This is a genomic window from Paenibacillus sp. BK720 (assembly GCF_011761545.1).
Classification (GTDB): domain Bacteria; phylum Bacillota; class Bacilli; order Paenibacillales; family Paenibacillaceae; genus Pristimantibacillus.
On sequence record NZ_JAASRQ010000002.1, the window covers coordinates 1,047,777 to 1,062,948 of the forward strand.

A 15,172-nucleotide genomic window follows, 5' to 3' on the forward strand; every position below is an offset into this window, starting at 1 on the left:
AGGAGTAGACACCATGTCAGATTTAGGAGCGTTGCTTCGCAAAGCAAGGGAAGAGCGCGGATTAACGCTTGATGATGTTCAAGAGATTACGAAAATACGCAAGCGCTACTTGGAAGCGATCGAGAGCGGCGACCACAGCGTGCTGCCGGGAACGTTCTATTTACGCGCTTTTGTGAAAAATTACTGCGATGCCGTCGGACTGGATGCGGACGAAGTTCTTCGGCTGTACCAGCACGAGATTCCGGCTTCCGTTACGGATCAAATTGTGGAAGCCGTTCCGGCCAGACAGCCTAAGCGGGTTCGCACCCGTTCATCGGAGCGGATCAGCAAGCTCGGCTTCAACATAATGATGTGGTCCTTCCTGATCCTCATCGTAGTTGTCGTGTGGGTTTATTTCGTTAATCAGAAAGCCGATGATCCAGACGAAATCGACAATACGAATATTACCGATCAGGCTTCGCCTGCTCCGCCAACCCAGTCGCCAAATTCGTCGAACGACGGCGGAACAACTACACCTTCGGCAACGCCTACGCCAACTCCAAGCCAATCGCCGACTACCGTGACGTTCTCGTCCAAGGTTGGCAAGGTTGATCATTACGATGTCGCACCGGCAGGCGTGCTCCATAAAGTAGAGATCAAAATTTCCGGCGGGCCAAGCTGGACGGAAGTGCGTTCGGGAAGCTCTTCCGGCAAAGCGATTATTTCGGAGACGGCTCCGGACGGCTCGGCCTTCACTTATGATCTGGATCAACCGCTTTACATTAATGTCGGGCGTGCCGACCTGAGCTCGATTACCGTCGATGGCGTGCAAATCAACGACGGCGACCGCGCAGGTTCCAAGAAAATCCAGCTGAACCCGGCAGAGGGTACCGGTGGAACGGAAGGGACTTCAACTCAAAGTCCGGACAATTCTTCCACGCCTGGGGACTCGGCAGGTACGGAGAATCAGTAAGGAACGAAATAGATGCAAAGGGAGAGTTGTAAACGATGAGTTCTGAAAGTTCGTTTGATATTGTTTCGAAGATGGATATGCAAGAGCTTAACAATGCGATTCAGCAAGCGGAGCGGGAGATTGAGACACGCTTCGACTTCAAAGGCAGCAAAAGCAGCATTAAGCTGGAAAAAGAAGAGCTTGTTGTGGTTTCCGATGACGACTTCAAGCTGGAAAGCGTTCTTGATATTTTGAAATCGAAGATGGTCAAGCGCGGCGTTCCGATTAAAAACCTGGAATACGGCAAGGTTGAATCGGCTTCGGCGAGCACCGTACGTCAGCGCATTAAGCTGAAATCGGGCATCGATCAGGACAATGCCAAAAAAATCAATATTCTGATCCGGGATTCGAAGATTAAAGTGAAAAGCCAGATTCAAGGCGACCAAATCCGCGTAACCGGCAAAAGCCGCGATGATTTGCAAGCCGTTATGGCTCTTCTTCGAGGAGCGGATTTGACAGTCGAGCTGCAGTTCACCAATTACCGTTAATAAGCCCTTTCCGGCCCTTCGCTGCCTCGTCCAATCAGGCAAGAAGGGCTTTCGCTCTATGACGTTCGTTATTTTGACATAGGAAATGGCATGTATTATACTTGGTTAGATAGTTTTGGAAACGATCCGGGGGACATACATATGACAGTACAAGCAATCATGCATCAATGCAGGAACACGGCTAGACGGTCCGGGGGTGTGAACGAATGAACCTGGCAAATAGAATTACGCTGGCCAGAATTATTTTAGTGCCGATCATAATGGTATTTCTGCTCGTTAATATCGATATTAAGCCTCTTGCGTTCGGCGATGATTACTCCATTACATACAATCAGATTATAGCGGCTATAATCTTTATCATAGCGGCTAGCACCGACGGTCTCGATGGCTATATCGCCAGAAAGAACAAGATCGTAACCAACCTGGGCAAGCTTCTCGATCCGCTGGCGGACAAGCTGCTTGTGGCTGCTGTTCTGATCTCGCTTGTCCAAATGGATAAGCTGGCGGCATGGATGGCCATCATTATCATTAGCCGCGAATTCGCGGTAACGGGTTTGCGTCAGATTGCCTTGCTGGAAGGAAGCGTAATGGCCGCTAGCAAATGGGGCAAATGGAAAACAGCCGTGCAAATCACGATGATCATTTCCCTTCTGCTAAACAACTTCCCGTTTACGTTCATCGATTTTCCGTTTGACGATATCGTAAGCTGGATTGCCGTTATTATTACGGTATATTCCGGATTCGACTATTTCTTCAAGAACAAACATTTGATTCCTGTGCAATAATCAGGATCATATAAGCAACAATAAAGCATCTTTCCATTCCTGGAGAGGTGCTTTTGCTTCCTAATGCTGCTGACTCGAAGGGGGAAATCGCATGAAAGCTGAAATTATCGCAGTAGGTACCGAGCTGCTGCTCGGTCAAATCGTAAACACGAACGCGCAATACTTATCCAGAAAGCTTGCATCGCTTGGCATTGATGTTTACTTCCAGACGGTCGTCGGCGATAACCCGAACCGGATCCGCCAAGCGATCGAGATTGCCCGTCAGCGAGCAGACCTGCTCGTGTTTACCGGCGGGCTTGGACCTACGCAGGATGACCTGACCAAGGATGTTCTCGCGGATTATCTGAACCGCGGTTTATCCCTCCATCAGCCGTCCATGGACAAAATCGAGCAGATGTTCAGCTCGCGCGGCATCCACATGGTAGAGAGCAACCGGAGACAAGCGCTGATGATTGACGGCAGCGCTCCGATTGACAATGAAGCCGGTCTCGCCGTCGGCAACGGCCTTTCCGAGGACGGGACGCATTATTTGCTGCTGCCCGGGCCTCCGCGCGAGATGAAGCCCATGATGGAGGGGCCGGCGTCGGAATGGCTTCGGTCTATTCTGGGAGCAGAGGAACCGCTTTATTCGAGATTGCTTATGTTTGCGGGGATCGGAGAATCGACGCTTGAAGCAAAGCTGATTGATATCATTGAAGCTCAATCTGATCCTACGATCGCGCCTTATGCGAAAGAAGGCGAGGTCGCCATTCGGGTATCGACAAAAGCGGCGAACGAGGCCGATGCAATAGTCAAATTGGATCAAACCGTCGAAGCGATCAAGCAGCGGGTTGGCGAGTACTTATACGCGCAGGACGAGATTACGCTGGAAGAACAGGTCGTGCAGCTGCTTCGGACATCAAGAAGAAAGCTTTCGACTGCCGAGAGCATCAGCGGTGGCTTGCTTGCGGAGCTTATTTCCGGCATTCCCGGAAGCAGCGGAGAATATTCCGGAGGCGTTGTTACTTATACGAACGAGATGAAGCATAAGCTGCTAGGCATCCCGATGGCCCAATTGGAAGGAGACGGCGCGCCGGGAGCCATCAGCGAGTCGACGGCGGCGTTGATGGCCGAACGCGTCAGACAGATCGGAGATTCCGATTTCGGCGTGTCGTTGACCGGGGTGGCCGGTCCGTCGCAGGCGGAAGGCAAGCCGGTTGGGCTGGTTTATTATGCGGTTGCCGAGAGGGGCAAACCGACGGCCGTATTTACGGGCCATTTCTCGGGTACCCGCGCCATCATCCGCATTCGCGCGGTTAAGGCTGCATTGTATCAATTGTGGTTGAAGCTTCGCGAACAATAATTTGTCGGATTAACGCGAAAAATACTTGCCTGTTTGTACCATTTCCGCTATAATTGGTTTCATGCGGAAGAACCGTGGCGAAGATTACTTTGCTGCGGTTTTTTTATGTCTATTTTTAGATTTCTTGACGAATCGCGCATTGCTGCCCAATATGGCAAAAGCCCTTTCGCCATGCGTCTGGAAAGGACGTGGAAATAAAAAAGACGAATGTATGTTCGAAAAAAAGCTTGGCATTTGAGCAGAAAAAAGGTATCATACAATTATAAATAACGAAGGATGTGAGTAGCTTGTCGGATCGTCGTGCTGCTTTGGAGATGGCTTTACGCCAAATTGAGAAGCAATTTGGTAAAGGCTCCATCATGAAATTAGGGGAATCCACACATATGCAAGTTGAAACCGTGCCAAGCGGTTCAATTGCTTTAGATATTGCTCTTGGAATCGGCGGTATGCCAAGAGGCCGTATTATTGAATGCTATGGACCGGAATCTTCCGGTAAAACTACCGTTGCGCTTCACGCTATTGCGGAAGTACAGCGGATCGGCGGACAAGCTGCATTTATCGATGCGGAGCATGCGCTTGATCCATTGTACGCGAGCAAGCTTGGCGTAAATATCGATGAGCTGCTGTTGTCGCAGCCGGATACGGGCGAGCAGGCGCTTGAGATCGCGGAAGCTCTTGTACGAAGCGGCGCAGTTGACATTATCGTTATCGACTCGGTAGCAGCGCTTGTACCGAAAGCAGAGATTGAAGGCGATATGGGGGATTCCCATGTTGGTCTGCAGGCACGTCTGATGTCGCAAGCTTTGCGTAAACTGGGTGGCGCGATCAGCAAGTCGAAGACAATCGCCATCTTTATTAACCAATTGCGCGAGAAAGTCGGCGTGATGTTCGGTAACCCGGAGACTACGCCTGGCGGCCGTGCACTGAAGTTCTATTCCAGCGTGCGTCTGGAAGTGCGTCGCATTGAAACGATCAAGCAAGGCAACGATATGGTTGGTAACCGTACGCGGATTAAAGTCGTGAAGAACAAGGTAGCTCCTCCGTTCAAGCAAGCGGAGGTTGACATCATGTACGGCGAAGGCATTTCGAGAGAAGGCAGCCTCGTAGATATTGGCGTAGAGATGGATATCGTTCAGAAGAGCGGGGCTTGGTTCTCCTACAATGGCGACCGTCTCGGTCAAGGCCGCGAGAATGCGAAGCAATTCCTGAAGGATCATCCGGAGGTAGCTGCCGTTATCGAGAAACAAATCCGCGAGCAAAGCAATTTGTCCGCTTCCGCGCAGCCTGCTAACTTCTCGCAGGATGACGATGATGACTTTGATGAGTCGGAACTTGACGATTAATAAATAAGGAAGAAGCAGCGCCGTCCCTTCGAGGACGGCGCTGCTTCTTTGCACGGAGACGGGGTGTAAAAAGCATGTTAATCGAGATTTCCGCGGTGGAGCAGGACCGCAAGGACCGCAAACGATACCATATCTATACGAACGGCGTTGAAGATCCTCTGTTATCTGTTCATGAAGATCTTCTTATTAAATTCCGGCTATTTAAAGGGACGGAGCTGACCAGCGAAGCTATTGCAGAGATTGCCGATGAGGATGAAAGATACCACGCCTATGCGTTAGCTATCGCCTACCTCGGCATAAAAGCAAGAACGCGCAAGCAGATCGAGCAATATTTGCTCCGCAAGGAATTTGAACCTGAACCAATTGCGTATGCGCTTGAACGTTTAGAATCGGAGCATATTGTTGATGATGGAGAGTATGCGCGGCATTTCGCCAAGCAGCGTATCCGTTACAGTCAGAAGGGCAGCCGTTGGATCAGGCAGGAGCTGCAGCAGCGGGGAGTATCGAGGGAGGCGGCTTCCGAAGCGCTTGATTCGATCGACAAGGATGACGAGCTTGCGTCGGCTGTACATGCGGCGAAGAAGAAATGGCGTTCTCTCAAAGGCGAGAACAGAGAGAAACGGCAGAAACTGATGGCCTTTTTAATGCGTCGGGGCTTTCCTTCGGATGTCGTGAAACAAGCGGCAAAAGCGGCTATAGATGAAGCGGAATTCGAGCAGGCGGATGAGGATGAAGGGCTTTTGCTTGACAATTGATTTTGCCAAAAGATAAAATAAAATTGTATTCCTTTTATATCAAATCAATTTTCCTTCCAAAAGTTGATTTGAAACGATTATTTTCGTCAATAAGTTAGAGAATCAATCGGTATGGAAACCGGCTAAAAACCTAATATCATCCCAAGCTTGCCTTGGTGAATGCAACGAGGAGGTGAACAAGATGGACCCTATTTGGACGGTGTTGATCTGTCTCGTTGTTGGCGTTATTTTCTTTGGGATTGGTTATTTTATTCGCAAGTCGATTGCCGAGGCCAAAATTTCCAGCGCTGAGCAAGCTGCTGTTCAAATCGTAGAGAATGCGAAGAAGGAAGCAGAAGCCCAGAAGAAGGAAACGGTGCTCGAAGCAAAAGATGAAATCCACAAACTCCGTACGGAGGCTGAAAAAGACATCCGTGAGCGGCGTAACGAGTCATTGCGTCAAGAAAGACGCTTGCTCCAGAAAGAGGAGTCGCTGGATAAAAAGATAGAAGCGCTCGAACGCAAAGAAGAGTTAGTGGCCAACAAAGAGAAACGGATCGATGAAACACAAGAACAAATTGAATCCATTTACAAGCAGCAGTTAAGTGAATTGGAGCGCATCTCCAGCTTAACGATGGAGGATGCGAAGTCGATTATTTTGTCGAATGTGGAGCAGGAAGTGCGTCACGAAACGGCACAGATGATCAAGGAGATCGAGCAGCAAGCGAAAGAAGAAGCCGATAAGAAGGCACGCGATATTATTTCGCTCGCTATCCAACGTTGTGCGGCAGATCACGTTGCAGAAACGACGGTATCCGTTGTTACCCTGCCTAACGAAGAGATGAAAGGCCGCATTATCGGGCGTGAGGGCCGTAATATCCGTGCACTCGAAACATTGACCGGTATCGATCTGATTATCGACGATACACCGGAAGCGGTCATCCTGTCAGGCTTTGACCCGATTAGACGCGAAATTGCCCGAACTTCCCTTGAGAAGCTTGTTGCAGATGGACGTATTCATCCGGCTCGAATCGAAGAGATGGTCGAGAAGTCCCGCAAGGAAGTGGACGAGCGTATCCGTGAATACGGTGAGCAGGCTACTTTCGAGGTTGGGGTTCATGGTTTGCACCCTGATTTGATTAAAATTCTGGGACGTCTCAAGTACCGGACAAGCTACGGTCAGAACGTATTGAAGCACTCGATGGAGGTTGCTTATCTGACGGGGCTTATGGCTGCAGAGCTTGGCGAAGACATTACGCTTGCCAAGCGAGCGGGTCTTTTGCACGATATCGGCAAAGCGCTTGACCACGAGGTTGAGGGCTCTCACGTCGAGATCGGCGTAGAGCTGGCGAAGAAGTACAAGGAGCATCCTGTTGTGATCAACAGTATCGCTTCCCACCACGGCGACGTGGAGGCGACTTCCGTTATCGCGATGCTCGTCGGCGCAGCAGACGCCTTGTCTGCCGCTCGTCCTGGCGCACGCCGCGAAACGCTTGAAACGTACATCAAACGTCTGGAGAAGCTGGAAGATATTTCGGAGTCGTTCGACGGCGTCGAGAAATCTTACGCAATTCAAGCAGGACGCGAAGTACGCGTTATGGTTCAGCCTGAGAAGATCGACGATACGGAAGCATTCCGGCTTGCACGAGACATTACGAAGAAGATCGAGAGTGAACTCGATTATCCGGGACATATTAAGGTTACGGTTATTCGTGAGACCCGTGCAGTTGAATATGCGAAGTAGATCACATGCAAAAAGGCAAGGTGAAACGGCTATCGCCGTCCTTAGGCGGGGAAGCGCGTATCAATCCGGAGAATTCTAAGCCTTAGAATTCAAGAACGAAAAGTGGCTGCTTGTCAGCCACTTTTTTTGCATACTAAAGGAGTGGCAGAGTGAACGTATTATTTATTGGCGATATCGTAGGAAGCGTAGGACGCAAAGCGTTAAAGCAGGTGCTGCCGGCACTGAGAAGCAAGTACAACCCGCATATTATTATCGTGAACGGCGAGAACGCCGCAGCGGGCCGGGGCATTACGCATGCGATTGCCCGGGAGTTTTTCGAATGGGGCGTTCACGGGATTACGATGGGCAATCATACTTGGGACAACAAAGATATTTTCGAGTGGATCGACGAAGAGCCGCGAATGGTCCGTCCGGCCAATTTCCCGGAAGGCACGCCGGGCCAAGGTCTCGCGCTAATCAAAGCCAACGGCAAGCAGCTTGCTATCATTAATTTGCAAGGCCGGACCTTCCTGCCTCCGATTGACTGCCCGTTCCGGAAAGCGGAAGAGCTTATTGAGCAAGCGAAAGAAAAAACCAAAAACATTTTGGTGGATTTCCATGCGGAAGCAACCTCCGAGAAAATTGCGATGGGCTGGCATTTGGCTGGCCAGGCTTCAATCGTGGTAGGTACGCATACGCATGTGCAAACCAACGATGACCGGATTCTGCCGGGCGGAACGGCTTACTTGACGGACGTAGGTATGACAGGACCTCGCGACGGCGTTCTCGGTATGGAACGCAACGCTGTCCTGCACAAGTTCTTAACCCAGCTGCCAACTCGCTTTGTCGTGGATGAAGGCGACTGGCATTTGCATGCGGTATCGGTGCAGATTGACGATGCAACGGGGCAAGCGACCAAAATCCTGAAAATTCGCCTTACCGAAGACGACTGGCTGCTCATGCAGTAGTTATATGAATATTCTAAAAGTTTAGTCAATTCAGAATTGATATGAAAGTTATTGCGGTGATAGCAGGAATTTTTTAACCTCTCTCGAATACTATCTAAATAGTGGAATCCATCCATCATTCCCGAGGAGGTCCTTTTTCATGGAAGTATTAAAAGTTTCAGCAAAGTCCAATCCAAATTCCGTTGCAGGTGCGCTAGCCGGAGTTTTGCGTGAACGCGGCGCCGCTGAATTGCAAGCCATCGGGGCGGGTGCACTCAATCAAGCGATCAAGGCGGTAGCGATTGCTCGAGGATTCGTAGCTCCAAGCGGGGTGGATTTGATTTGCGTACCGGCATTTACTGACATTGTCATTGATGGAGAAGATCGAACAGCGATTAAACTGATTGTTGAACCTAGGTAATATCTAACCGAGCAAGGCTGGATGGTACCGGGTATTTGAACCTGTTTACGAAGTAGACAGGTTTTTTGCTTTGTTGATGCTGGCGGAGTAAGGGAGAGGTGATCGAATCGTGTCCTATGGCATTGCGGATTTTCACTGCGATGTATTAAGCAAGCTGCTTGCGCATCCGAATCTGACTTTTCAAGAAAGTGAACCGGGTCTGCTGGACGTAACGTATGAACGGTTGAAGGAATCGGGAGCCGTCCTGCAGACCTTTGCGGTATACATACCGGAAAAGCTGAACGGTTCTATCGAGCCCATACTGGAATGTATTGACCATTTCTACGAGAAGGTGCTGGCTTGTCCGGATATGATGCTGATCCGGAGTCAATCCGATCTGGCGGAAAGCCTCGCTGCCGGCAAGATCGGCGCTTTGCTCTCGCTTGAAGGCGTTGACGGCCTGCAAGGCAGCATGCCGATTCTAAGGCTCCTTTACCGCCTCGGCGTGCGTGCGGCAGGATTGACCTGGAACCATGCGAACTGGGCCGCAGACGGCGTTATGGAGGCCCGTGGAGGCGGTCTGACGGCCAAGGGTAAAGACTTTGTCGCCGAATGCGACAAGCTGGGCATACTTGTTGATGTGTCTCACCTGTCCGAAAAAGCCTTTTGGGATGTGGCTGACCTGGCTGCGAAGACGATTATTGCCTCGCACTCCAATGCAAAGGCGCTTCTCAATCATCCACGCAATCTGACGGATGACCAGATAAAGGCGATCATTGCGCTGCAGGGTCTAGTCGGCATTACTTACGTGCCTTGGTTTGTAGCGGAAGGGGAGAAGACAACGGTTGATGACGTGTTAAGGCACATCGATCATGTCGGCGGGCTTGGCGGGGAGCGCCATATTATGCTTGGATCCGACTTTGACGGAATCGACAAATATGTGAACGGGCTGACTCATCCCGGAGAGGTGTACAGGCTGCGGGAAGCGCTGCTGAAAAACTATTCGGAGGAGCAGACCAAGCGGTTTCTTTCGGGTAATGCGCTTTCATTTTTAAGCGTAAATCTCCCGGCATAACAAGCGGCTCGAAACAAATCTGAATATGGTATATATACAATCGAAAATCATTATCATTCATTAAACGTTTACATCTTGCAATTTTCAAACCGCACCTTTACACTTGGTTTGACTGTTCATTCATTATATAAATTATTGTTGGATAACTGCCTTAGTAATGTACGCGGCTTAAGCCATCAAAAAGAGGAGATGGGCGTTTTGATTAGTCAATTGTCTTGGAAGATCGGAGGGCAACAAGGGGAAGGCGTCGAAAGTACGGACCGTATTTTTTCAACGGCGCTTAACCGGCTTGGGTATTACCTATACGGATATCGTCATTTCTCGTCTCGGATCAAGGGCGGACATACAAATAATAAAATTCGAATCAGCACATATCCGATCCGGGCGATCTCCGATGATCTGGACATCCTCGTGGCGTTCGACCAAGAAAGCATAGATTTGAACGCAAAAGAGCTTCGCAGCGGCGGCGTAATCGTGGCAGATGCGAAGTTTAATCCCGTTGTGCCGGAAGGGATCGACGCGCGTCTGTTCGCCGTTCCGATTACGGCAATGGCGGAGGAACTCGGTACTTCCCTGATGAAGAACATGGTTGCTTCGGGCGCATCCTGGGCTTTGCTCGGTTTGCCTCTCGAGGTATTTAATAAAGCGGTAGAAGAAGAATTCGGACGCAAGGGCGCGGCAGTCGTAGAGAAAAACATCGAAGCGGTTAAGCAAGGCGCCGAGTTCGTATTGGAGCAAGCGGGCGGACCGCTTAACGAATTCAAGCTGGAGGAGGCCGACGGCCGCCAGAAGCTGTTCATGATCGGCAACGAAGCGATTGGCCTTGGCTGTCTGGCTGCAGGCTGCCGCTTGATGTCCGCATATCCGATTACTCCGGCATCCGAGATTATGGAATACCTGATTAAAAAGCTGCCGGCGCTTGGCGGCACCGTCGTTCAGACGGAGGACGAAATCGCCGCGGTTACGATGGCGATTGGCGCCAACTACGCAGGCGTACGCACGATGACGGCTTCTGCCGGCCCTGGCCTGTCTCTGATGATGGAGGCGATTGGTCTTGCCGGTATGACCGAAACTCCGCTTGTTATCGTGGATACGCAGCGCGGCGGGCCTTCGACGGGTCTGCCTACCAAGCAGGAACAATCCGACCTGAACGCCATGGTTTACGGAACGCATGGCGAGATTCCGAAGATCGTTATCGCCCCGGCTTCTATCGAAGACTGCTTCCACGATATGATCGAAGCCTTCAATCTGGCGGAGCAATATCAGGTGCCGGTTATCGTAATGACGGATCTTCAGCTGTCGCTCGGCAAGCAGTCCTGCGAACCGTTTGATTTCAACTCGATTCAAATCAACCGCGGCAAGCTTGTTCAGGAAGCGCCGGAGCTCGAGCCGCAGCAGCTCTTCAAGCGTTACGAATTGACGGAAGACGGCATTTCGCCGCGCGTCCTGCCTGGCGCGAAGCACGGCATCCACCACGTAACCGGCGTTGAGCATGACGAAACGGGCCGTCCCTCCGAAAGCGCGGTTAACCGTCAGAAGATGATGGATAAACGTCTCAACAAGCTGAACGGCTTGCAAATTCGCGAAGGTCTCCGCATCGATGCGCCAAACGAAACGCCGGATCTTCTCGTTATCGGCATGGGTTCTACGGGCGGAACGATTGATCAGGCCCGCGGATGGCTGGCAAACGACGGCATTACTTCGAATCATATTACGATCCGTCAAATTCATCCATTCCCGGCGGAGCAGCTCATTCCTCATCTGCAGCAGGCGAAGAAAGTGGTCGTTATCGAGAACAACGCGACCGCACAGCTTGCCGGCCAGATCAAGATGCATGCGGGCTTCGCGGAAAAAATCCGCAACCTGCTGAAATATGACGGTAATCCGTTCCTGCCATCGGAAGTTTATAAAGCGTGCAAGGAGTTGGACTAATCATGGCAACATTCAAAGAGTTTCGAAATAATGTGAAGCCGAACTGGTGCCCGGGCTGCGGAGACTTCTCCATCCAAGCCGCTATTCAGCGCGCGGCGGCGAACGTGGGCCTAGAACCGGAAGAACTCGCGGTCATTTCGGGTATCGGCTGCTCCGGCCGTATTTCCGGCTATATCAACGCCTACGGCCTTCACGGGATTCATGGCCGCGCGCTCCCAATCGCGCAAGGCGTCAAGCTTGCCAACCGGGAGCTCACCGTTATCGCATCGGGCGGCGACGGAGACGGCTTTGCGATCGGCATGGGCCATACCGTCCATGCTATCCGCCGTAACCTGAATATTACGTATATCGTTATGGATAACCAGATTTACGGTCTGACCAAAGGCCAGACATCGCCGCGCAGCGCGGAAGGCTTCAAAACGAAGTCGACCCCGGAAGGATCGATCGAATCCACTTTGTCGCCGCTTGAAATTGCGATGTCGGCCGGCGCAACGTTTGTTGCCCAATCGTTCTCGAGCGATTTGAAGCAGCTGACGGCTCTGATCGAAGCGGGTATCAAGCATGAGGGCTTCTCCTTGATCAACGTGTTCAGCCCGTGCGTTACCTTCAACAAAATAAACACGTACGACTGGTTTAAGCAAAACATCGTAAACCTGGAGCAGTTCCCTGATTACGATCCTTCGAACCGCATTATGGCGATGAACAAGATCATGGAAACGGAAGGCATGCTGACGGGTCTGATCTATCAGAACACGCAGCGCAAATCGTATGAGGACATGATCAGCGGCTTTGGCGCGGAAGCTCTTGCGAAGAAGGATCTTTCTTTGTCGGAAGAACAGTTCAATAAACTTGTTGCCGAATTTAAATAAGTGTATGATGGGCATACGGCATTTTTATCTGCCGTATGCTTTTTTTAAAATATAAGGAAGTATAGTTTTTTTCTATACGATGCTTATATTTCATTCGCGGAACGCATGCTGCCCTCCTAAGGACGGCGCAGCCGTTTACGCTTGTAACCATACATAGATACAAAGGAGTAGAAACATATGGAACAAAAAATGGTGCCCGTTGGCGTATCGGCAAGACATATTCACCTCTCTGCGGAGCATGTCGCTATATTGTTTGGAGAAGGCAGCGAGCTTACGGAAGCAAAACCGTTGTCCCAGCCGGGGCAATACGCGGCGAACGAGACGGTTGCGGTAATCGGTCCGAAAGGCTCTTTCCCGAAAGTAAGAATTTTGGGTCCGGTCCGCAAAGCTACCCAGCTGGAAGTATCGCGTACGGATGCTTTTGCCCTTGGCATTAACCCGCCCGTCAGGGAATCCGGCAACATTCAAGGCTCCGCAGGCATCACGCTCAAAGGACCGGCAGGCGAGGTTACGATCGAGGAGGGCGTTATCGTTGCGGCCCGCCACATTCATTTCCATACGAGCGACGCGGAAAAATGGGGCATTGCGGACAAGCAGCACCTGAAGGTTCGTTTCCAAGGCGAGCGCGGAGTTGTATTCGAGCAGGTTATTGCGCGCGTATCGCCGGATTTTGCGCTGGATATGCATATTGATACCGATGAAGCGAATGCGGCAGGCATCAAAAATGGCGATACAGCCGAAATTATCGAATAGAGGCCTGTCATAGGCTGTTTAAGAAGGCTGACAAGCGGTCCCGTACCGCTGTCGGCCTTTTCGTATAGTCGCCATGAAATGGATATCCTTGCTATAGTTGTGCTATAATTTTTTATTGGGCAAAGGTATGTTTAATCAATGGGGCAAACCGCAATATTTCATGTAGAGGGAAGTGTGAACAACCATGTCTAAGGGGAACCCGAAAGCTCAAACCGACAAGGTTAAAGACTACTCCAAATACTTTGACTTCTCGGATGCTAAGGTGCTTAGTGAGGAAGACGGGGTAACGACCTACCGCATTAAAGGCAGGAACGTACAGATCAACTCCACTCCGAACTATAAAGACGAAAAGAAACGCGGTAAAGAAGACATAGAGGTTCATTACGATTTCTCGATTCCCGAGGAGCTGCAAACCATCGGTAAAGGGAAATTCTATTTAATACAAACATACGGCTGCCAAATGAACGAGCATGACACGGAAGTGATGAAGGGCATGTTCGAGGAGATGGGGTATACCGGAACCGAAGACCGCCAGCAGGCGGATGTCATTCTTCTGAATACCTGCGCGATCCGCGAGAATGCCGAGGATAAAGTATTCGGCGAGCTCGGGCATCTCAAAACCTTGAAGCAGCAAAAGCCGGAGCTGCTGCTGGGCGTATGCGGCTGTATGTCGCAGGAAGAGTCGGTGGTGGGCAAAATTCTGCAAAAGCATGCTTTCGTGGATATGATCTTTGGCACGCATAATATTCACCGTCTGCCCCAGCTTCTGCAAAACGCTTACTTCAGCAAAGAAATGGTAGTCGAGGTATGGTCCAAGGAAGGCGACATCATCGAGAATATGCCGAAGAAGCGGGACGGCATGCGGGCATGGGTGAATATCATGTATGGCTGCGACAAGTTCTGCACGTATTGCATCGTACCCTACACGCGGGGCAAAGAGAGAAGCCGCCGGCCGGAGGATGTTATTGCGGAGGTGCGCGAGCTGGCACGTCAAGGCTTTAAAGAGATTACCTTGCTAGGGCAAAATGTAAACGCCTACGGAAAAGATTTCGAAGACATCTCTTATCGCTTTGGCGATTTGATGCATGACATGTCCAAAATCGATATTCCTCGCGTTCGCTTTACGACAAGCCATCCGCGGGATTTCGACGATCATCTGGTCGAGGTGCTGGCGCAAGGCGGCAATCTGGTCGAACATATCCACCTGCCGATTCAATCCGGCAGCACGGAAGTGCTCAAGCGGATGAGCCGCAAGTACTCCCGGGAGCAAATACTTGAGCTTGCAGCGAAAATCAAGCGGGAAATTCCGAATGTCTCTCTCTCAACGGACATTATCGTAGGCTTCCCGGGCGAAACGGACGAACAATTCGAGGATACGATGACCTTGGTTCGCCAGGTCGGCTTTGATTTTGCCTATACTTTCATCTATTCGCCGCGGGAAGGCACACCTGCTGCCGCTATGGAAGACAACGTGCCGATGGAAGTGAAGAAGAAGCGCCTGCAGCGGCTGAACGAGCTGATGGCCGAGCTGGGCCGCAGAAGCAATGAGCGGATGGAAGGCGAGATTGTGGAAGTGCTGGTGGAAGGCGAGAGCAAGAATAATCCGAATATTTTGGCCGGCCGGACGCGAACGAATAAGCTCGTGCATTTGGAAGGTCCGAAAGAATGGATCGGACAATTCATACAAGTTCGTGTAACGGAAGCAAAAACATGGTATATTAGAGCAGAACCGTTGGCGAGTTCCGCCAGCAACGTATCCTAAAAGCGACTCATATTAGTGGGAGAGATGA

General features: G+C 50.9%; 14 protein-coding genes. All 14 read left to right on the top strand.

Translation table 11 applies throughout. From position 1 onward, the window contains the following. Positions 1–13: 13 nt before the first annotated feature. The 14 genes from FHT67_RS11435 (at position 14) to miaB (ending at position 15,144) form a co-directional block, all read left to right on the top strand. Positions 14–952: a helix-turn-helix domain-containing protein gene (locus FHT67_RS11435; RefSeq protein ID WP_167198179.1), complete on the top strand. Its 939-nt coding sequence runs from the start codon at positions 14–16 to the stop codon at positions 950–952. Positions 953–987: 35 nt separating this feature from the next. Beyond that, on the top strand, positions 988–1,479 hold the full coding sequence (locus FHT67_RS11440) for a YajQ family cyclic di-GMP-binding protein (RefSeq protein WP_132305534.1): 492 nt from the start codon (positions 988–990) through the stop codon (positions 1,477–1,479). 206 nt (positions 1,480–1,685) lie between these two features. Beyond that, positions 1,686–2,264 (top strand): CDP-diacylglycerol--glycerol-3-phosphate 3-phosphatidyltransferase, encoded by a 579-nt coding sequence (gene pgsA, locus FHT67_RS11445; RefSeq protein ID WP_127495768.1) that lies wholly within the window; start codon positions 1,686–1,688, stop codon positions 2,262–2,264. Between the two features lie 91 nt (positions 2,265–2,355). Then, a complete protein-coding gene (locus tag FHT67_RS11450) occupies positions 2,356–3,606 on the top strand; it encodes a competence/damage-inducible protein A (protein WP_167198181.1) in 1,251 nt (416 codons plus the stop codon). A 287-nt stretch (positions 3,607–3,893) separates the two neighbouring features. Further along, on the top strand, positions 3,894–4,949 hold the full coding sequence (gene recA / locus FHT67_RS11455; protein ID WP_132305530.1) for a recombinase RecA: 1,056 nt from the start codon (positions 3,894–3,896) through the stop codon (positions 4,947–4,949). Positions 4,950–5,023: 74 nt separating this feature from the next. Then, positions 5,024–5,704: a RecX family transcriptional regulator gene (locus FHT67_RS11460; RefSeq protein ID WP_167198184.1), complete on the top strand. Its 681-nt coding sequence runs from the start codon at positions 5,024–5,026 to the stop codon at positions 5,702–5,704. A 181-nt stretch (positions 5,705–5,885) separates the two neighbouring features. Beyond that, on the top strand, positions 5,886–7,427 hold the full coding sequence (gene rny, locus FHT67_RS11465) for a ribonuclease Y (RefSeq protein WP_132305526.1): 1,542 nt from the start codon (positions 5,886–5,888) through the stop codon (positions 7,425–7,427). Between the two features lie 149 nt (positions 7,428–7,576). After that, positions 7,577–8,374, top strand: coding sequence for a TIGR00282 family metallophosphoesterase (locus tag FHT67_RS11470; RefSeq protein WP_167198187.1), 798 nt, complete (start codon positions 7,577–7,579; stop codon positions 8,372–8,374). A gap of 139 nt (positions 8,375–8,513) precedes the next feature. Further along, positions 8,514–8,774, top strand: coding sequence for a stage V sporulation protein S (locus FHT67_RS11475; RefSeq protein ID WP_005550495.1), 261 nt, complete (start codon positions 8,514–8,516; stop codon positions 8,772–8,774). 109 nt (positions 8,775–8,883) lie between these two features. Continuing rightward, positions 8,884–9,828, top strand: a complete 945-nt coding sequence (locus tag FHT67_RS11480) for a dipeptidase (protein ID WP_132305522.1) — start codon at positions 8,884–8,886, stop codon at positions 9,826–9,828. 198 nt (positions 9,829–10,026) lie between these two features. Further along, on the top strand, positions 10,027–11,760 hold the full coding sequence (locus FHT67_RS11485; protein WP_132305520.1) for a 2-oxoacid:acceptor oxidoreductase subunit alpha: 1,734 nt from the start codon (positions 10,027–10,029) through the stop codon (positions 11,758–11,760). Positions 11,761–11,762: 2 nt separating this feature from the next. Next, the gene (locus tag FHT67_RS11490; protein ID WP_132305518.1) at positions 11,763–12,629 is read left to right on the top strand and encodes a 2-oxoacid:ferredoxin oxidoreductase subunit beta; all 867 of its coding nucleotides are present in this window, start codon (positions 11,763–11,765) and stop codon (positions 12,627–12,629) included. A gap of 177 nt (positions 12,630–12,806) precedes the next feature. Further along, on the top strand, positions 12,807–13,382 hold the full coding sequence (pduL, locus tag FHT67_RS11495; protein WP_132305516.1) for a phosphate propanoyltransferase: 576 nt from the start codon (positions 12,807–12,809) through the stop codon (positions 13,380–13,382). 184 nt (positions 13,383–13,566) lie between these two features. Then, positions 13,567–15,144 carry a tRNA (N6-isopentenyl adenosine(37)-C2)-methylthiotransferase MiaB gene (gene miaB / locus FHT67_RS11500; RefSeq protein WP_132305514.1) on the top strand — a complete coding sequence of 526 codons (1,578 nt, stop codon included), beginning with the start codon at positions 13,567–13,569 and terminating at the stop codon, positions 15,142–15,144. Positions 15,145–15,172 lie beyond the last annotated feature (28 nt).

Bases quoted from the DNA above. Each gene is read 5' to 3' on its own strand.
- FHT67_RS11435 (WP_167198179.1), top strand. From the start codon at position 14: ATGTCAGATTTAGGAGCGTTGCTTCGCAAAGCAAGGGAAGAGCGCGGA.
- FHT67_RS11440 (WP_132305534.1), top strand. From the start codon at position 988: ATGAGTTCTGAAAGTTCGTTTGATATTGTTTCGAAGATGGATATGCAA.
- pgsA (WP_127495768.1), top strand. From the start codon at position 1,686: ATGAACCTGGCAAATAGAATTACGCTGGCCAGAATTATTTTAGTGCCG.
- FHT67_RS11450 (WP_167198181.1), top strand. From the start codon at position 2,356: ATGAAAGCTGAAATTATCGCAGTAGGTACCGAGCTGCTGCTCGGTCAA.
- FHT67_RS11460 (WP_167198184.1), top strand. From the start codon at position 5,024: ATGTTAATCGAGATTTCCGCGGTGGAGCAGGACCGCAAGGACCGCAAA.
- rny (WP_132305526.1), top strand. From the start codon at position 5,886: ATGGACCCTATTTGGACGGTGTTGATCTGTCTCGTTGTTGGCGTTATT.
- FHT67_RS11475 (WP_005550495.1), top strand. From the start codon at position 8,514: ATGGAAGTATTAAAAGTTTCAGCAAAGTCCAATCCAAATTCCGTTGCA.
- FHT67_RS11490 (WP_132305518.1), top strand. From the start codon at position 11,763: ATGGCAACATTCAAAGAGTTTCGAAATAATGTGAAGCCGAACTGGTGC.
- pduL (WP_132305516.1), top strand. From the start codon at position 12,807: ATGGAACAAAAAATGGTGCCCGTTGGCGTATCGGCAAGACATATTCAC.
- miaB (WP_132305514.1), top strand. From the start codon at position 13,567: ATGTCTAAGGGGAACCCGAAAGCTCAAACCGACAAGGTTAAAGACTAC.